This window comes from Acinetobacter legionensis (assembly GCF_057165765.1).
In genome coordinates this window covers 4,321,246-4,340,066 of sequence record NZ_CM169896.1, presented here as the reverse complement: position 1 = coordinate 4,340,066, position 18,821 = coordinate 4,321,246, and the positions used below count along the sequence as shown (strand labels likewise).

Genomic DNA, 18,821 nt, shown 5'->3' with positions numbered 1-18,821 from the left:
TAAATAAATCAGTTTTTTAAGCTGAGTTATGTTTTTTCATTACAAATTGTTCGAAATTCATGATCTATGTAATTTTAAATAATTTTGCTGAAATTAAAAAAAATAGATGAATGTTCATTATAAAAAGCGACGAACGGTTAAATTTTGCACTTGAATTTTGTTCTATTAATAACCAAAATAATGTTGATAAGTATGTGGGTAACTTGGCAATTAGGCCTAAATTCAATGAATACAGACTGATTTATTTGCATATTAAATTTCAAAATCGTTAAAAATTCCTCTTAAAAAATGAGTCAGAAGAACTATTTTAAAATTTTAACTTATCCACAAACAATTGATAAAAATATTTTTAAATTCAAATGAATTGTCCTTTTTAAAGCCTTTTTTACTATTATTTAGATATGCTAATATGTTCCACGGTGTGAATTATCTATTATAAATAAAAGTTATGATTGTATTTTGTGGATTTGAAGATGCTTTTAGGCTTGGAAGTGACTGGATGTTAAATAAAATAAGCTTATGATTTTTATTGGATTATTGTGTTAAAAAGCCTTCTTTTGATCTGTGGGTCTCGAATAATGAGAATCAATACGAGAATGTGTTTGCATAGCGTGGCTATGTATTGAATTACTGAAGATTTATGAGAAGTGATAAAGCGCTTTAAATTTTGTTGAAATGATTAAGTTGCGGTTAAAAATTTAAATAATAAAATGTTTTAATTAGTTAGGTTGTTGATTATTAATGTTATTTTATTAAAAATAAAGCTAGAAAAAGCATCTGCCTATTTCTAGCTGATTTGAGGAGCTTATTGTATTAAATAGTACTTTTTAATTAAAAGTGCCTTTTAATCGAAAGAACTTTCTAATGTTTCTAGTTCCATCATCAATTCAAGCATTTTTTCTTCAGCTTGTTCTAATTTTACTTTTAACTCTGTCTGTTCATTCATGAGTTTGAGTAAATCTTCTTTACGGTTTGCCTCATAAAGGGTTGAGTCTGCAAGTAATGCTTCAATTTCTACAAGTCTAGGTTGAATTTTTCCAATTTGACTTTCAATTTTCTCGATATTTTTACGAATAGGACGGCTCAGTTCACGTTGACGAGCTGCTTCTTTACGTTGTGCTTCTTTATCGAGTTTTGAAATACTTGGTTTTTCAACCACCTGAGATTGAACAGGGGCACTAGGCTGTTGTCCATTCTTGATCATATCGATACGTGCTTGACGTAACCACGTTGCATAATCTTGTAAATCCCCGTCAAATTCCTTACTTTGACCTGCATGGACCAAAATAAGTTCATCACAGACTGAAGCGATCAGCTGACGCTCATGGGAAACTAAAACCACAGCCCCTTCAAAATCCTGTAAAGCCATCGTAAGTGCATGGCGCATATCTAAATCTAAATGGTTAGTAGGTTCGTCGAGGATTAAAACATTTGGACGTAACCAAACGATTAAAGCCAAAGCCAAACGCGCACGTTCACCGCCAGAGAAGCTTTCACTTGGGGTGTCCATACGTTCGCCACTAAAGCCAAAACTTCCTAAAAAGGAGCGTAAGGCTGCTTCACTGATCTTCGGGTCAGCAATGCGAGAAAGTTGTAACATCGGGCTGGCATTGCCATCTAAAGCATCCATTTGATGCTGGGCAAAATAACCAATATTGAGTAATTCTGAATCTTTACGTAAACCTTGAATCAGTGGCAAATCACCCACTAAAGATTTGATTAGGGTCGATTTACCTGCACCATTCATTCCCAGTAAACCGATACGACTACTTGGTGTAATCTGCAAATTTACATTGGTGACAATCAATTTATCGCCATAGCCAATATCTGCATGTTCAAGTGTGAGCAGTGGTGAACTCATTTTGCTTGGTTCACGGAAACTAAAGGTAAATGGATTATCCACATGTGCAGGGGCAAGCTCTTGCATACGTTCAAGTTGTTTAATGCGGCTTTGCGCTTGTCGTGCTTTAGTCGCTTTGGCTTTAAACCGGTCAATAAATTTTTGTAAGTGTGCTTTAGCTTCTTGTTGCTTTTCAAAAGCTTGTTGTTGTTGTGCTAATCGCTCAGCACGTGTAGTTTCAAAAGTTGAGTAGTTGCCGGTATATAAAGTCAGTACTTGATTTTCGATATGCAAAATATGATCTGTGATTGCATCTAAGAAATCGCGGTCATGTGAAATTAAAATGAGTGTCCCTTCATATGCCTTGAGCCAATCTTCTAACCATAAAATTGCATCTAAATCTAAATGGTTGGTCGGTTCATCGAGTAATAGTAAGTCTGAACGACTCATCAGGGTACGAGCAAGATTTAAACGCATCCGCCACCCACCAGAGAAACTTGAAACCAAAAGTTCTGATTGATGCTCAAAAAAACCTAAACCGGCCATCAGTTGAGATGCTTTAGATGCAGCTGTATAGCCATGAATTTCTTCAAAACGGCTATATAAATGCGCTAACTCATCATTACTCAAATCTTCAGAATGGTTTAGTTTGTCTTGTATTAGCCAATATTCTTCATCGCCAGATAATACAAAATCAATAGCTTTCATATCTAAGGCTTTGATTTCCTGAGCCATATGGGCAACGGTCCATATATTTGGACGGGTTAAGCTACCACTGTCTGACTCCATTCCACCCAAAAGTGCTGAGAACAATGTGGATTTACCCGCACCATTTACACCTGTTAAACCAATTTTCCAACCAGGATGAAGTTGCATAGACGCTTTTTGGAATAAAATGCGTCCACCACGGCGAATTGAAAGTTGGTCTAACTGAATCATAGGAAACTGACTATTGAATATCGGATGCGGTATAGTAAAGGATAAATGGTAGAGTTCAAAAAATGTATTTGATAAAAGAAGTGACAAAATGTCTTTTCTTGAGTGAAAAGCACAATAAATTGGGTAAATAGGATCAATTCAAAAAAATAAACAATGCTTTATGGTGCATGCTTAAATAAAAAAAGCGTATATCTCGCAAACCAGCAATAATCATTAGAATATTTTAATTTTAAAACCACTCAATAAAAAACCGCTCAATGAAATCAGCTCAGCTACTTATTTTTATCAGAATTTTGCCCTGAATTTTTTATCTCATCTAAAAGTTGGTTAAAAAATTAATACAAAATATCCAATTTATGTAGAATTAATCACAGTATCACCTAAAAATATGCAGTTAAAGTAAAAGACTCGGATTGCTTTTACATCTACAAGGATAAATCTATTTATAAAAATATGGATGTGAGATGATGAATAAAATAGGATATTTACCGATTATTTTTTCAGTTTTTTTCACCTCTGCTACAGGCAAAACAAAATGTGTGTGTGTTTGATTTACTGGGTAAAGCGGGTGAATCTTATAAACTCTTGGAAGAATGGGCTTTAGCAGCCAAAGCATGGGGCGCTGATATTAATTTAACCGTGTATCAGTCAGAAGAAGCCGTGGATAAAAAATTTAAAACCAATAAATGTGATGCCGCTGCAATGACCACCATGCGCTCACGTGAATACAATAAATTTGGTGGATCTATTGATGCTTTGGGAGGAATTCCCAACAATGAAATTGCCAGAAGAGCGATCAACTATGCCTTGGATAAACGCAATGCAAAAAGATTGGTTTCTGAAAAAAATGGGGTCAAATATGAATTGGCAATGATTACCCCGATTGGTATTGCTTATATCTTTGTTAAAGATCGCGCAATGAATACTTTGGAAAAGGGTAAAGGTAAAAAGTTTGCATATCTGCATTACGATCTTGCACAAAAGGTTGCCGTTGAACGTGTAGGTGCAATCGGGGTTCCTTCTGATATTTTTAATTTTGTGAAAAAATTTAATGATGGTGAGGTGGATGCGATTGCTTCGCCAGCCTATGCCTATAAACCATTGGAAATTTATAAAGGTTTAGCTAGCAATGGTGCAATGTTTACTTATCCCGTAGTGAATGTGACTGCCGATTTAATTATTAAACCTGAGCAGTTTCCAGAAGGTTTTGGTATTAAGTCACGTGAGTGGGCTGTGAAGCAGTTACCAAGTTCATTTAAGAAAATATAAAAAATGGAAGCTGAAATTCCAGCAAAATATAAATTAAATGTATCTAAGGATGATGCACTCCGTTATCAGAAATTATTGCGAGAAGGGCGAATTGAGTTAACAAAAAGAGGGGTGTACGATCCTGTGATGATGTCGGTACTGAAAAAAGCACGCTGTACGGTAGATTGCACCAACTTTGAATGTTCACTTCCAGGTGAATAAATTTATTCAATAAAAAAAGCCATCAATGTTGATGGCTTTTCTGGTTTTATTGGCTTACACGGGATTAATCGGTAAAGGTCACTTTTGCAATGGCTTTTTTACTTGCCTGAATAACCAAAGTAACATTTTCTTTTACAGTGAAGTTTGCATCCACAACTTCCCAATCTACTTTTACGGCTCCACGTGAAACAGCATCTTTAGATTGTGCTGAATTCTTGGTTAAGCCTGCGGCACGTAAAATAGAAACAATCGAGATTTCTCCGTTGTATTCACCACGAGAAATAGTCACTTCAGGCGTACCTTCAGGTAGCTCGCCTTCAGTGATTAAGTTACCCGCACCTTTATGTGCATGTTCAGCAGCTTCTGCGCCATGGAAGCGTTCAACCAACTCAAGTGCAAGAATTTTCTTAATGTCTTGCGGATTACGACCTTCAGCCATTTCTTTGAGAAGAACGTCAATTTCGTCCATAGACTTAAAGCTGAGTAATTCAAAATAGCGTTCAATCAAGCTGTCAGGCATAGACAATACTTTTTGGTACATTGCGCCTGGGGCATCAAATACACCAATATAGTTGCCTAAAGACTTCGACATTTTATTGACACCATCCAAACCTTCTAGGATTGGTACGGTAATGCATACTTGAGCTTCTTGGTCATAACGACCTTGAAGAGTACGCCCCATGAGTAAGTTAAAGGTTTGGTCTGTACCACCAAGCTCAACATCAGCTTCAAGCGCGATAGAGTCGTAACCTTGAACCAAAGGATATAAAAACTCATGAATAGCAATCGGTTGATGGCTATTATAGCGTTTAGTGAAGTCATCACGTTCGAGCATACGCGCAACAGTTTGTTGCGAAGCCAATTGAATCAAATCAGCAGCGGTTTTTGTTGCAAACCATTCCGAGTTAAAACGAACTTTGGTTTTATTTGGATCAAGAATTTTAAACACTTGTTCTTGATATGTTTTGGCATTTTCTAAAACTTGTTCACGCGATAGCGGTGGACGAGTCGCACTCTTACCTGTTGGGTCACCAATCATGGCAGTATAATCACCAATCAAAAAGGTGACATCATGACCTAGATCTTGAAACGCTTTTAATTTGTTAATTAAAACAGTATGACCCAAATGTAAATCTGGTGCAGTTGGATCAAATCCTGCTTTAATTTTTAAAGGACGATTTTCTTTTAGTTTCTTCAGAAGATCTTCTTCAGAAATAATTTCGTGAGTGCCTCGGCGAATGAGGGCAAGTTGTTCTTCAGCCGGCAGGAAATTTGACATTACAAAAACCCAAATACTTCAGTTAGACTATTTGTGCGATATACTAACATTTTTTCAGCATAATGCAGGCGAAGAATATCTCATGACAACAATCTATATTGGCGTAATGACTGGAACCAGCATGGATGGCGTCGATTTTGTTGCTGCTTCATTTGATCCTTTACATCTCCATGCCACGCTTACAGTCGCTTTTGATCCTCATTTACGTGATGAATTAATGGCATTGACCTTACCTGATGATAATGAAATCGATCGAATGGGTAAGGCTGATGTTGCTCTTGCAACCATGATTGGCAATGGTATTAACCAACTCATACAAGAAAATAATTTAGATAAAAGCCAAATTAAAGCGATTGGTTGTCATGGACAAACCATTCGGCATCGCCCAGAACATGGGTTTACTTTACAAATTGGTGATCCAAATATTATTACGGAAATTACTCAAATTCCTGTGATTTCAGATTTTCGTCGTCGTGATATGGCGGCAGGTGGGCAGGGTGCTCCTCTAGTTCCAGCGTTTCATCAAGCTTTATTCCAGCATTCAACCATTCATCGAGTGATTCTCAATTTAGGGGGGATTGCCAATGTCAGCATGCTGCCTGCTGGTGATGAGCAGAATGTTTATGGTTTTGATACAGGTCCTGCCAATATTCTTATGGATGCGTGGTGTCATCGTTATACCGGACAACCTTATGACGAAAATGGCAATTGGGCCGCTTATGGTCAACCGATACGTTCATTATTAGACCGCCTGCAAGCAAATGAATACTTCTCTAAAGAACCTCCAAAAAGTACAGGGCGTGAGGACTTTAATTTGGAATGGTTAGATGAGCAGATTTTAGATTGGCGCAATGATTTAGAATACGATGAATTAGAAGATACCCCTGAAAATATTCAGGCAACATTGATGAAACTCACGACACGTGCCATCAAGAAAGCCATTTATCGTTCGCCCCTAGATACGGGTGAGGTCTATGTTTGTGGTGGAGGTGCTTATAACTCACATCTACTTGAACAACTCCGTTGGCGTCTACGTAAGCACAACTGGTCTGTACAATCGACTTCTGCATTAGGTTTAGCACCGACATGGGTAGAAGCAACCGCATTTGCGTGGCTCGCCATGCGCTTTGACCAACAGTTAAGTGGCAACCTACCTGCTGTTACAGGGGCAAAAGGCTATCGTATCTTAGGCACGATTACAGCAGTTTAAAACTAATATGCTTGTTAAAGTGAGTTATACACCTTAGCAATCAATATTTACATAAGAATAAATGCGCTGTAAAACAAATGAAAGCAACCAAAATGAAACCAGTTTTGCTGATTTATAATTGCTACTGATTATTTTAATTCAAACTGTGGTTTCATTTTTGCTTGGCAGTGTGAGATATTTTGTAGAACAATGATCGACCTGTTTAGCGCTGAGATTGTCCTTTACTGCTGTTAAAAAATAGCGCATAAGCTTCCAATATCAATAAAAATTAAAACTGAGATCACAATGAACTTAGCGATACAGAAACAGCGCATAGAATCATTTCAAAGAGAGGGTTTTAGCTTTGATGTGATAGATTCGGGTCCTTGGGATGGGCAGCCTTTTGTCTTGTTACATGGTTTTCCTGAAACCAATAAAAGCTGGCAAGAAACTGCAGAGATCTTGAATCAAAACGGTTATCGTACTTTTGCTGTTAATCAACGTGGTTATAGTTTAGGTGCACAACCGCAAAACCGCCGTGATTATAGAAGTTCTGCTTTAGTTGAAGATGTAAATGCTTTAATCGATATGATCCAACAACAGGTTTATTTGGTTGGACATGATTGGGGGGCAGTGGTTGCTTGGGATGTTGCTCAACGTTATCCTGAAAAAATAAAACATTTGATTACGATTTCTGTACCGCATAAAGCGGCATTTATGCGTTCGATGTTAAGTAGTAATCAATTGTTAAAATCTTACTATATCGGTTTATTCCAGTTACCTAAAATTCCAGAATTATTATTTGAGAAACTACCCAAGTTGGGTCTGGGTTTATTAAAAGATTCAGGTATGACCGCAAAACAACTTGAAGATTTCCAACAAGACATCGTGGAGGAAAAGCGTCTAAGTTATGCATTAAATTGGTATCGAGGACTTCCATTTAGTTCAAATAAAAATTTAACCCAACCAGTTTATGTGCCGACTTTATTTATTTGGGGCAAACATGACTCAGCGATCGGTTCTAAAAGCGTGGCGTTAAATCATCATTATGTAAAAGCAGCTTATAAAGAAATTGTGATGGATGCGACGCATTGGATACCAGTACAGAATGCTAAACAATTAAGCCAACATATTTTAGAAACGATTTAAGATTGATGTCTCAAGCATAAAAATGCCCTCACAAGAAGAGGGCATGATTTGCTTCAAAAATATGCTTTGAATTAAATTGAGAATGATGAACCACAACCACAAGTTGTTGTTGCATTCGGGTTTTCTACAATAAAACGTGAGCCTTCTAAGCCTTCAATATAGTCAACTTTAGAACCGACGAGATATTGATAACTCAACGAGTCAACCAACATTTTTACATCACCATTTATAAATTCAGCATCATCTTCATTCATACTTTCGGCAAAGTTAAAACCATAAGAAAATCCTGAACAGCCGCCACCCGTTACATAGACACGTAACATCAGATCTTGATTACCTTCGCTATCACGAAGTTGGCGAACTTTATTTGCAGCATTGTCAGTCAGCTCAAGTGCTTGGGCGGTCATGATATTGTTCCTCAGATTTCAAATGGCTTAAATGAAAAGACCATATATTCAGTATAACATACTCAATATATGGTCAGTGAGTGAACTTTAAAGTAAATTCAGACTAAATTTATCGGATTTAATCTAGAATTATTTGTAGTTCTCATCTTGTAGCGCACATTCAAAGTTTTTCGGATCGTTTTTACAACGGAATTGCCAAAGGATTTTCATCATTTGTTTGTTATAAACGCCTTGTTTGGTCAAACTGATACGAGATTCACGCATGAGTTTTTGATAACCAGGCTTATCACCATCTGGAACTTGCATCCAGTATTTCGCCGGAATATCTGCTTTCATTTTTCCAATGATGGTGTTTGCACGAGGCAATTGCGTTTTAATCCAATCACGAGATTTTTGACCATAGCCAGCAGGGAATTTATCTGGACGAATGATAATATTACCTGTGACTTGTAGCAGTGGGTAATTCACAATAGCGCCTTTGGTGCCTAAACCCTTATGCAGCTCTAAAGGTTTAAATACAGCTGCAGGTGCACCAATAATATCAACCTGACCATTATTGAATTTACTGCCAAAATTTGTAACATCCGCGGCAACTGCTTGAGCACCGATTTGTTGAACCATAATTTTTTGTGCTTGGTCATAGTCGAGTACCGCAATTTTTTTACCTGCTGCTTTTGCAACTGTATTGATATTGCGATCATTGACCATCAGGAAAGCATCACCTACTGGAATAACACCAACAACTTCATATTTTCCACTGGTCATGTATTTTGCAAAGTTTGGATTTGCTAATCCTTGCATTACTTTTACCGCGAGATTGAGATCTGGAATCGCACCAATTGCATCTAAAGAGCCGGTGAAACTATTAAATTGTCGGCCACGCATACCTGTGATACTGACAGCATCACATTTACCCGCTTTAAAATCTTCAGCAATAACAGATTCATTTGAATTCACTTTTAATTCCAGATCCGCACCCCAGTTTTTCGCTGCAAGTTGATAATCTTTCATTAAGGTAAAAACATCACCATTTTTACCCACTAAATCAAACACACACATAACTTGTTTTGCTTGGGTGGCAGATGTTGCAAGCAAAAGACCCGCAGCAGCAATGAGAGCATTAGACCATTTCATTATTTTTTTCCTTTCCATGATCAATATTATTCATGTTCAATCAAATCGAAGAGCTTCGATCAATAGAACTTTGTGACATCAAAAATGTATCTAGTTTAGAAAATCGTTTATTGCTAAACCAAACATGATCTATTCTGAACAATCGATTTTCCAAATCAATTGTTCAAGTTCAATGATGAATTGATGTTATTGAAATCATTACTTGAAATGAGTCAGTTCGCAATGACCCAAATGACAAAATTTCCTCAGCAAAGAAGAAACGCCAGAAGCTATTAATTACTGAGGAAAATCATTACTTTTGCTTTTATAAATGATTAAATTGTTTGCTAAAAAGACAAAAGAATCTGGGTTAGCCCCAGATTCTTGAAGATTAATCTTTGTTTTGATCTCTGTTTTTACGCTCATCACGTCTTTTATCACGTTGCTGTTGTTGATTTTGACGATCACGCTGTTGCCACTGTTTTTGATCAGGTCGGTTGTCCCAGCGGTGATCACGATTTGATTTATTGTTCCAATCTTTTCTATGTTGTTCCCATTGCTGCCTTTTCATTTGATCACGTTTGGCTTGTTCATATTGCCAACGTTGTTTATCCCAGTTCTTTTGGCGCCGTTCTTGTTCAATGCGCATTTGTTGTAAACGATAGGCTCGCTCGCGTTCCCAACGTTGGCGATCATTGTTTCGGTCATATCTTGGATCATAGCGTTGTCCATAGCCATAATCTCGATACACTGGTTGCCCATAGCCGCGAGAGTCATAACCATCTTCAGGAAATGCAACACAACCAACAGCAATAATAGACGTTATGAATGAAACAATTAATGCTTTTATAGCCATAAGTTGTCTCCATTTAACAAGCAAAATAGCAAAAAAAAATTCATCTATAGCAAAATAGTCAATGACAAGTCATTTAACTCAGATTAGCGTATTTAAAAATTATATTTGTATATCGATGATGAGACTTGTATAAGATTATAGTCAGTCGATGCCTGATCATGTAGACAATATGAAGAATTTGAACATTTAAGGAAGAATCATAATGGTTGCTTTTCAACGTAGTATTCATGATTTAGTCGAAAAAGGGCAGGGTTCAGCAGGTAGGGCTTTAGATCGTTTGCCTACATTCGCTCAAGAGTCATTAACCAAGTTATTGGGTTACCCGTACCAGTTTCCTCAATTGGATAGCTTCACCAAATGTTTGATGGCAGCTCAACTTAAACAGGGCAAAGTGGGTTTTATTGGCGCAGATGTAGAGCGCTCTAGAAAGCAATTTGAATCACAAATGCAATCTATTATAAATAAATCGACCCATATCCAATTTGTTGAAGATATTCGTCTTCCGCTGCAAAGTGGCAGCGTCTATGCACGCCATTACCATCCTGCACCAAATAAAAAATTGCCAATGATTGTATTTTATCATGGCGGTGGTTTTGTGGTGGGTAGTGTGGACACCCATGATGAAGTGTGTCGCCTAATTGCTGCCCATGCAAAAGTTCAGGTTTTAAGTATTGAATATCCACTCGCACCTGAAGTTAGCCCACGTGACTTAATTCAATCTTGTGAAGATGCTTTGGCTTGGGTGTATCAAAATCGCCGTCAATTTAAAATTCTCAAAAACCGTATTGCGGTTGCAGGTGATAGTGCGGGCGGAAATATTAGCGCTGTTGTTGCACAACGCACAGTCAATACAGTGTTTGCGCCTCAAGCCCAGTTCTTGATTTATCCTGCTGTTGATTTTAAGAGTCGACATCCATCTTTCTTTGCTTATAAAGATGGCCTAGTTTTGACAGGCTCAGATATTGATTATGTGACTGACTATTATGCGACGCGTTTTAATATGGCATTGGATGATCCAATCATTTCACCAACCAATGGTCAGCTAAAGAAACTTGCCCCTGCATTTGTAGTAACGGCTGGACATGATCTTTTGCATGATGAAGGTAAAATTTATGCTTATAAGTTACGTCAAAATGGCGTAAAGGTTCATTATCAGGATTATGAAGATCAAACGCACGGATTTATTAACTTAACCCCTGTTTCACGTAAAGCTAAAAAATACGTTATAGAGATGAGTAAAGAGTTTCGTAAATTCTGGGATAAACAATAACAAAATATCATCTTTTACAAATCACTTTTGTTTCACGTGGAACAAAAGTGATTGGCTAAAAAGTAATCAGAAAAAATAATTGTTCTATAAAATCTAATAACAATCGCTTAGCTATACTTTTTTTTGTTTATAAAACATATTCAACAACCAGCAAGGCTTATGACAGCTATATAAATATAGTCGTGAATACTGTTGAGTATTGGTAAACGTGTTTAAATGTCATTTTTCAAAAGAATAAAGGCAGACTACTATGAGAGGCTTATTAATTTAAAATGTTTAAGGAAAAGAAAATGATCAAAAAGATAGGTATCGGTCTTGCTTTAGTGGTTTTGGTGAATCAAGCGTTCGCCAATACAGATATGCAAATTAAAACCAATTTAGGCAACATCAATATAGAGCTTTATGATGATCAAGCCCCGATATCAGTAAAAAATTTTAAGAGCTATGTAAATAGTCAATTTTACAACGGCACCATTTTCCATCGTGTTATCCCTGGTTTTATGATTCAAGGTGGTGGCTTTGATAGCAACATGAAAGAGAAGAGTACGCAACCAGCGATTCAGAATGAATCTAGCAATGGCTTAAAGAACGTTCGTGGGACTTTGGCAATGGCTCGAACCAATGCGCCAAACTCTGCAACCAGTCAATTCTTTATTAATGTTGCAAATAATGACTTTTTAAATAAGTCTGCTGGAAACCCTGGTTACGCAGTATTTGGTAAGGTGACTCAAGGACTGGATATCGTCGATAAAATCGTACAGACACCAACACAAACAGTTGGTATGCACCAAGATGTGCCTAAACAAGCTGTAAAAATCATCAGTATTCAAACAATAAAAACAAATGTGAAAAAATAGTTAAAAAATAAAGCAGAAATATTTTGTTCATATTTCTGCTTTAATATTAAAAGCTTACACGATAAAAAGTTTAAAAATGATCCAAAATAGTGCATAAAAATACAACACTCAATAAAACAATCAGTTAAAAGCACTTGCGTGTGTAAGAAATTGCCCTATAATGAGCTCATCCCGACGCGATACAGCAAACGAACTTAGCTTAGAGGGTTAAGTTGTTAAATGTTTATTGCGTCTTATTTATCACTGACGAAGTGATAAATTAATCATTAAGAGAATATGAAGAACAACTTGTGTGGATTTTTACTGATTGATTGATCGAAATATTATCATTGATTGATTGGTTTAAATTACTCGAAGTTTATTTGAGAGAATTTGTCAGTACATTGATGAGCCAGAATTGTGACCTTAAGTCACTAATGATTTTTAACTGAAGAGTTTGATCATGGCTCAGATTGAACGCTGGCGGCAGGCTTAACACATGCAAGTCGAGCGGGGGAGATTGCTTCGGTAATTGACCTAGCGGCGGACGGGTGAGTAATACTTAGGAATCTGCCTATTAATGGGGGACAACATCTCGAAAGGGATGCTAATACCGCATACGCCCTACGGGGGAAAGCAGGGGATCACTTGTGACCTTGCGTTAATAGATGAGCCTAAGTCGGATTAGCTAGTTGGTGGGGTAAAGGCCTACCAAGGCGACGATCTGTAGCGGGTCTGAGAGGATGATCCGCCACACTGGGACTGAGACACGGCCCAGACTCCTACGGGAGGCAGCAGTGGGGAATATTGGACAATGGGGGGAACCCTGATCCAGCCATGCCGCGTGTGTGAAGAAGGCCTTATGGTTGTAAAGCACTTTAAGCGAGGAGGAGGCTCTTCTAGTTAATACCTAGGATGAGTGGACGTTACTCGCAGAATAAGCACCGGCTAACTCTGTGCCAGCAGCCGCGGTAATACAGAGGGTGCGAGCGTTAATCGGATTTACTGGGCGTAAAGCGTGCGTAGGCGGCTTTTTAAGTCGGATGTGAAATCCCCGAGCTTAACTTGGGAATTGCATTCGATACTGGGAAGCTAGAGTATGGGAGAGGATGGTAGAATTCCAGGTGTAGCGGTGAAATGCGTAGAGATCTGGAGGAATACCGATGGCGAAGGCAGCCATCTGGCCTAATACTGACGCTGAGGTACGAAAGCATGGGGAGCAAACAGGATTAGATACCCTGGTAGTCCATGCCGTAAACGATGTCTACTAGCCGTTGGGGCCTTTGAGGCTTTAGTGGCGCAGCTAACGCGATAAGTAGACCGCCTGGGGAGTACGGTCGCAAGACTAAAACTCAAATGAATTGACGGGGGCCCGCACAAGCGGTGGAGCATGTGGTTTAATTCGATGCAACGCGAAGAACCTTACCTGGTCTTGACATAGTAAGAACTTTCCAGAGATGGATTGGTGCCTTCGGGAACTTACATACAGGTGCTGCATGGCTGTCGTCAGCTCGTGTCGTGAGATGTTGGGTTAAGTCCCGCAACGAGCGCAACCCTTTTCCTTATTTGCCAGCACTTCGGGTGGGAACTTTAAGGATACTGCCAGTGACAAACTGGAGGAAGGCGGGGACGACGTCAAGTCATCATGGCCCTTACGACCAGGGCTACACACGTGCTACAATGGTCGGTACAAAGGGTTGCTACCTAGCGATAGGATGCTAATCTCAAAAAGCCGATCGTAGTCCGGATTGGAGTCTGCAACTCGACTCCATGAAGTCGGAATCGCTAGTAATCGCGGATCAGAATGCCGCGGTGAATACGTTCCCGGGCCTTGTACACACCGCCCGTCACACCATGGGAGTTTGTTGCACCAGAAGTAGGTAGTCTAACCGTAAGGAGGACGCTTACCACGGTGTGGCCGATGACTGGGGTGAAGTCGTAACAAGGTAGCCGTAGGGGAACCTGCGGCTGGATCACCTCCTTAACGAAAGATTGACGATTGGTAAGAATCCACAACAAGTTGTTCTTCATTGATGTATCTGAGGGTCTGTAGCTCAGTTGGTTAGAGCACACGCTTGATAAGCGTGGGGTCACAAGTTCAAGTCTTGTCAGACCCACCAAGTCTACTGAACACAGAAGAGCAGATATATTAAGATCTTAAGCTGGGGACTTAGCTTAGTTGGTAGAGCGCCTGCTTTGCACGCAGGAGGTCAACGGTTCGACTCCGTTAGTCTCCACCACTAATTACAGACTAAGTGATTACAGAACTTAGTAAGCCGATAGCTTATTAAGTTCTGTGATTTATCACAGTTAACTACTCGCTGACGAGGCGGTAGTGAATCATTAACAGAATATATTTGAGTTGAAATAATTGTTTAACTCGTTTTAGTTGATGTTAGCAAGCAATTGTTAATATTGAATGAAATGAGAACTAGCGATAAAACTGAATCAAGCGTTTTGGTATATGAATTAAATTGAAGCTGTATAGTGATTAAATTCACAGGCAACAAATAGAAGTGGTTGAATCCATATTGTTGATCCTCCTTGTAGGGATTAGCGACTGTTTGGGGTTGTATAGTCAAGTAATTAAGTGCATGTGGTGGATGCCTTGGCAGTCAGAGGCGATGAAAGACGTAATAGCCTGCGATAAGCTTCGGGGAGGCGGCAAATATCCTGTGATCCGGAGATTTCTGAATGGGGAAACCCACTTACCATAAGGTAGGTATCGCATGATGAATACATAGTCATGCGAGGCGAACGAGGGGAAGTGAAACATCTCAGTACCCTTAGGAAAAGAAATCAATTGAGATTCCCTCAGTAGCGGCGAGCGAACGGGGATCAGCCCATTAAGTTATATGTGTTTTAGCGGAAAGCTCTGGGAAGTGCTACCGTAGAGGGTGATAGTCCCGTACACGAAAGGGCACATATAATGATGACGAGTAGGGCGAGGCACGTGAAACCTTGTCTGAATATGGGGGGACCATCCTCCAAGGCTAAATACTCCTGACTGACCGATAGTGAACCAGTACCGTGAGGGAAAGGCGAAAAGAACCCCTGTGAGGGGAGTGAAATAGATCCTGAAACCGCATGCATACAAGCAGTGGGAGCCGACTTGTTCGGTGACTGCGTACCTTTTGTATAATGGGTCAGCGACTTATATTCAGTAGCAAGGTTAACCGTATAGGGGAGCCGTAGAGAAATCGAGTCTTAATAGGGCGTTTAGTTGCTGGGTATAGACCCGAAACCGGGTGATCTATCCATGAGCAGGTTGAAGGTTGGGTAACACTAACTGGAGGACCGAACCCACTGTCGTTGAAAAGCCAGGGGATGACTTGTGGATAGGGGTGAAAGGCTAATCAAACTCGGTGATAGCTGGTTCTCCCCGAAAGCTATTTAGGTAGCGCCTCGGACGAATACCATAGGGGGTAGAGCACTGTTTCGGCTAGGGGGTCATCCCGACTTACCAAACCGATGCAAACTCCGAATACCTATGAGTACTATCCGGGAGACAGACTGCGGGTGCTAACGTCCGTAGTCAAGAGGAAAACAATCCAGACCGCCAGCTAAGGCCCCAAAATTATAGTTAAGTGGGAAACGATGTGGGAAGGCATAGACAGCTAGGAGGTTGGCTTAGAAGCAGCCACCCTTTAAAGAAAGCGTAATAGCTCACTAGTCGAGTCGGCCTGCGCGGAAGATGTAACGGGGCTAAAACTATATGCCGAAGCTGCGGATGTATACTTAGTATACGTGGTAGGGGAGCGTTCTGTAAGCCGATGAAGGTGTATTGAGAAGTATGCTGGAGGTATCAGAAGTGCGAATGCTGACGTGAGTAACGACAATGCGAGTGAAAAACTCGCACGCTGAAAGACCAAGGGTTCCAGTCCAACGTTAATCGGGGCTGGGTGAGTCGACCCCTAAGGCGAGGCCGAGAGGCGTAGTCGATGGGAAATTGGTTAATATTCCAATACTTCTGTGTAATGCGATGAGAGGACGGAGAAAGTTAAGTCAGCCTGGCGTTGGTTGTCCAGGTGAAAGGCAGTAGGCATGCATCTTAGGCAAATCCGGGGTGCTCTATGCTGAGAGCTGATAGCAAGCTAGTTTACTAGCGAAGTGGCTGATACTATGCTTCCAGGAAAAGTCTCTAAGCTTCAGTTACACAGGAATCGTACCCGAAACCGACACAGGTGGTCAGGTCGAGTAGACCAAAGCGCTTGAGAGAACTCTGCTGAAGGAACTAGGCAAAATGGTACCGTAACTTCGGGAGAAGGTACGCTGCTGACGGTGATAGGACTTGCTCCTTGAGCTATTGGCAGCCACAGAAACCAGGCCCCTGCAACTGTTTATTAAAAACATAGCACTCTGCAAACACGAAAGTGGACGTATAGGGTGTGATGCCTGCCCGGTGCTGGAAGGTTAATTGATGGGGTTAGCGTAAGCGAAGCTCTTGATCGAAGCCCCAGTAAACGGCGGCCGTAACTATAACGGTCCTAAGGTAGCGAAATTCCTTGTCGGGTAAGTTCCGACCTGCACGAATGGCATAATGATGGGGGCGCTGTCTCCAGCAGAGACTCAGTGAAATCGAATTCGCCGTGAAGATGCGGTGTACCCGCGGCTAGACGGAAAGACCCCGTGAACCTTTACTGCAGCTTGACATTGAACTTTGATCTTACTTGTGTAGGATAGGTGGGAGGCTTTGAAGTAGTGACGCCAGTTGCTATGGAGCCATCCTTGAAATACCACCCTGGTAATATTGAGGTTCTAACTCTGTCCCGTTATCCGGGACGAGGACCATGTCTGGTGGGTAGTTTGACTGGGGCGGTCTCCTCCTAAAGAGTAACGGAGGAGTACGAAGGTGCGCTCAGCGTGGTCGGAAATCACGCGTAGAGTATAAAGGCAAAAGCGCGCTTAACTGCGAGACCCACAAGTCGAGCAGGTACGAAAGTAGGTCTTAGTGATCCGGTGGTTCTGTATGGAAGGGCCATCGCTCAACGGATAAAAGGTACTCTGGGGATAACAGGCTGATACCGCCCAAGAGTTCATATCGACGGCGGTGTTTGGCACCTCGATGTCGGCTCATCTCATCCTGGGGCTGAAGCAGGTCCCAAGGGTATGGCTGTTCGCCATTTAAAGAGGTACGCGAGCTGGGTTTAGAACGTCGTGAGACAGTTCGGTCCCTATCTACCGTGGGCGTTGGAAATTTGAGAGGATCTGCTCCTAGTACGAGAGGACCAGAGTGGACGAACCTCTGGTGTACCGGTTGTGACGCCAGTCGCATCGCCGGGTAGCTATGTTCGGAAGGGATAACCGCTGAAAGCATCTAAGCGGGAAGCCTACCTCAAGATAAGATTTCCCTAGGACTTTATGTCCTCTAAAGAGCCGTTGAAGACTACGACGTTGATAGGTTGGATGTGGAAGTGCGGTGACGCATGAAGCTGACCAATACTAATTGCTCGTGAGGCTTGACTATACAACACCCAAGCAGTTGTATACGAACTTCGAAAGAAGTAAGCATCATTTGATTCATAAAAGATCAAACATACTTGATTTAGTTGTAAAGCTAGTTAAAATATTCAACTCAAATGTTCTGTTAAACTCATTTGGTACGAAGTAAGGCATTTAAATAAGACCCGAACAAGTCCATAACAGTTTGCTGGCGACAATAGCAAGAGTGAACCACCTGATCCCTTCCCGAACTCAGAAGTGAAACCTCTTAGCGCTGATGGTAGTGTGGGGTTACCCATGTGAGAGTAAGTCATCGCCAGCTTTTAAATCTAAAACACCCCGGTCTCTAACGAGAACGGGGTGTTTTTTTATGCGCAGTGCTTATTATCGGAATAAAAGAGATCTAGTCATATTAAGTAAATTGATCACTGATTAAGCTTATGTATTGATGAAACTGAACTCATGTTCTGTATACCTCATTATGTTCATTATTGAAGTGGAGATATAGAAAGAGTCTAGCTATTGAATCAGTGGTTCCTTTATGCTAAAAATTAAAGTATTACGATAAAAACAGTTAATAATATGTTGATTTTCCAGTTTTTCTTTACAGATTATGATGGTGATGAAGTTTTACCCGCTCAAGATCAGTACGCATCTATCGATGAAATCATAGAAATAATGCAATCTGTCTTAATCAGGCCAGAAAACTTTTTAGGAATTGTTGATAAAAATGATCGTACTTTACAGTTTATGGTCAATGATGATTATTCATTAGATGCAGACATTCCTGTTCCTACTCAAAAAGGTTCTTATACAAAAACAATAGGTTTGCATGAAGCGATTAAACTGGTTCAAAAACAAACTGAACTGATTCAAATTGATGCTATTGAAGGGATGGTTTTTATGAAGTGGTAAGTGTTTTACTTTAATTGCTTTTAGTCTATCCAAAATAAAAAACCTCAGACATCCATGCCTGAGGTTTTTTGTATTGGTTCTAAGATATAACTCCTGTAGTACCTTTCGCTATCCTG

The 18,821-nt window shown here is 40.1% G+C and carries 10 protein-coding genes, 2 tRNA genes, 3 rRNA genes and 1 pseudogene; 11 read left to right on the top strand and 5 right to left on the bottom strand.

Annotated elements, in window-relative coordinates; all coding sequences use genetic code 11:
• Positions 1–844: 844 nt before the first annotated feature.
• Positions 845–2,779 carry an ATP-binding cassette domain-containing protein gene (locus AC2G3J_RS19880; protein ID WP_336954633.1) on the bottom strand — a complete coding sequence of 645 codons (1,935 nt, stop codon included), beginning with the start codon at positions 2,777–2,779 and terminating at the stop codon, positions 845–847.
• A 483-nt stretch (positions 2,780–3,262) separates the two neighbouring features.
• Here AC2G3J_RS19880 and AC2G3J_RS19875 point away from each other — a divergent pair.
• Positions 3,263–4,249 (top strand): annotated as a pseudogene (locus AC2G3J_RS19875) (putative solute-binding protein).
• 64 nt (positions 4,250–4,313) lie between these two features.
• Here AC2G3J_RS19875 and tyrS read toward each other — a convergent pair.
• Complete coding sequence (tyrS, locus tag AC2G3J_RS19870; protein WP_004718921.1) at positions 4,314–5,528, bottom strand: tyrosine--tRNA ligase; 1,215 nt, start codon at positions 5,526–5,528, stop codon at positions 4,314–4,316.
• Positions 5,529–5,610: 82 nt separating this feature from the next.
• On the opposite strand from tyrS, the gene AC2G3J_RS19865 reads away from it, so the two are divergent.
• Both AC2G3J_RS19865 and AC2G3J_RS19860 read left to right on the top strand, forming a co-directional pair.
• Complete coding sequence (locus tag AC2G3J_RS19865) at positions 5,611–6,738, top strand: anhydro-N-acetylmuramic acid kinase (RefSeq protein ID WP_419328816.1); 1,128 nt, start codon at positions 5,611–5,613, stop codon at positions 6,736–6,738.
• 285 nt (positions 6,739–7,023) lie between these two features.
• Entirely contained in the window at positions 7,024–7,866 is an 843-nt protein-coding gene (locus AC2G3J_RS19860) for an alpha/beta fold hydrolase (RefSeq protein ID WP_336954638.1), read from the top strand.
• Between the two features lie 71 nt (positions 7,867–7,937).
• Here AC2G3J_RS19860 and erpA read toward each other — a convergent pair whose 3' ends face one another.
• The 3 genes from erpA to AC2G3J_RS19845 all read right to left on the bottom strand — a co-directional run bounded on the left by erpA (position 7,938) and on the right by AC2G3J_RS19845 (position 10,242).
• Positions 7,938–8,273 (bottom strand): iron-sulfur cluster insertion protein ErpA, encoded by a 336-nt coding sequence (erpA, locus tag AC2G3J_RS19855; RefSeq protein ID WP_004718915.1) that lies wholly within the window; start codon positions 8,271–8,273, stop codon positions 7,938–7,940.
• Between the two features lie 129 nt (positions 8,274–8,402).
• Positions 8,403–9,407 (bottom strand): putative solute-binding protein, encoded by a 1,005-nt coding sequence (locus AC2G3J_RS19850; RefSeq protein ID WP_004818193.1) that lies wholly within the window; start codon positions 9,405–9,407, stop codon positions 8,403–8,405.
• Between the two features lie 370 nt (positions 9,408–9,777).
• On the bottom strand, positions 9,778–10,242 hold the full coding sequence (locus tag AC2G3J_RS19845) for a hypothetical protein (RefSeq protein WP_336954640.1): 465 nt from the start codon (positions 10,240–10,242) through the stop codon (positions 9,778–9,780).
• Between the two features lie 202 nt (positions 10,243–10,444).
• Here AC2G3J_RS19845 and AC2G3J_RS19840 point away from each other — a divergent pair, with 202 nt between their 5' ends.
• From AC2G3J_RS19840 to AC2G3J_RS19805, 8 genes are all read left to right on the top strand, one after another.
• Positions 10,445–11,512, top strand: coding sequence for an alpha/beta hydrolase (locus AC2G3J_RS19840; RefSeq protein WP_336954641.1), 1,068 nt, complete (start codon positions 10,445–10,447; stop codon positions 11,510–11,512).
• Between the two features lie 290 nt (positions 11,513–11,802).
• The gene (locus AC2G3J_RS19835) at positions 11,803–12,369 is read left to right on the top strand and encodes a peptidylprolyl isomerase (RefSeq protein ID WP_336954643.1); all 567 of its coding nucleotides are present in this window, start codon (positions 11,803–11,805) and stop codon (positions 12,367–12,369) included.
• 424 nt (positions 12,370–12,793) lie between these two features.
• A 16S ribosomal RNA gene (locus tag AC2G3J_RS19830) occupies positions 12,794–14,332 on the top strand.
• Positions 14,333–14,391: 59 nt separating this feature from the next.
• Positions 14,392–14,468 (top strand) — tRNA-Ile (locus AC2G3J_RS19825).
• Between the two features lie 44 nt (positions 14,469–14,512).
• Positions 14,513–14,588, top strand: a tRNA-Ala gene (locus AC2G3J_RS19820).
• Between the two features lie 336 nt (positions 14,589–14,924).
• Positions 14,925–17,815 (top strand): 23S ribosomal RNA (locus AC2G3J_RS19815).
• A gap of 182 nt (positions 17,816–17,997) precedes the next feature.
• Positions 17,998–18,112 (top strand): 5S ribosomal RNA (gene rrf, locus AC2G3J_RS19810).
• Together the 16S, 23S and 5S rRNA genes with 2 tRNA genes alongside form the textbook arrangement of a ribosomal RNA operon.
• 260 nt (positions 18,113–18,372) lie before the next feature.
• The gene (locus AC2G3J_RS19805) at positions 18,373–18,705 is read left to right on the top strand and encodes a hypothetical protein (protein WP_336954809.1); all 333 of its coding nucleotides are present in this window, start codon (positions 18,373–18,375) and stop codon (positions 18,703–18,705) included.
• Positions 18,706–18,821 lie beyond the last annotated feature (116 nt).